General features: G+C 46.4%; 1 protein-coding gene and 1 pseudogene. Both read left to right on the forward strand.

Going from position 1 to position 401, the window contains the following annotated elements; all coding sequences use genetic code 11:
• The first annotated feature begins 56 nt into the window (after positions 1 to 56).
• Complete coding sequence (locus tag JUI58_RS00175) at positions 57 to 338, forward strand: hypothetical protein (protein WP_204101747.1); 282 nt, start codon at positions 57 to 59, stop codon at positions 336 to 338.
• Positions 292 to 401 (forward strand): annotated as a pseudogene (locus JUI58_RS00180) (hypothetical protein); the annotation flags it as partial. The gene JUI58_RS00175 and the pseudogene JUI58_RS00180, both read left to right, overlap by 47 nt.

Here is a 401-nt window from a genome sequence, read left to right on the forward strand (position 1 = left end):
GCCATCATTGCTAAAAATCAAGGGAACGCAAATTAAAGATAAGGAAAAACGAAGCAATGGCACGCGCAAAATTTGAACGTAACAAAGACCACGCTAAGATTGATAATATTGATGCTGCACCGGAAGAAGAACAACGGGGTATTACCATCAATACCGCTCACGTGCCGTTCGAAATAATGGCAAGCGCAAAGCTTGAACGCAACAAACACTACGCTGATATTGATGATGCTGCACCGGAAGAAAAACAACGGGGTATTACCATCAATACCGCTCACGAGCGGTTCGAAGCAGAAAGCCAATCCCGTCATCCTCGAGCCGATCATGAAAGTCGAGGTTGAAGTCCCCGAAGACTTCCTCGGTGATGTCATGGGGGATTTAAACTCCCGTCGAGGTCAAATCGA

It is taken from the genome of Spirulina sp. CCY15215, assembly GCF_016888125.1.
In the GTDB taxonomy this organism is placed as follows: Bacteria; Cyanobacteriota; Cyanobacteriia; order Cyanobacteriales; family Spirulinaceae; genus CCY15215.

Bases quoted from the DNA above. Each gene is read 5' to 3' on its own strand.
- JUI58_RS00175 (WP_204101747.1), top strand. From the start codon at position 57: ATGGCACGCGCAAAATTTGAACGTAACAAAGACCACGCTAAGATTGAT.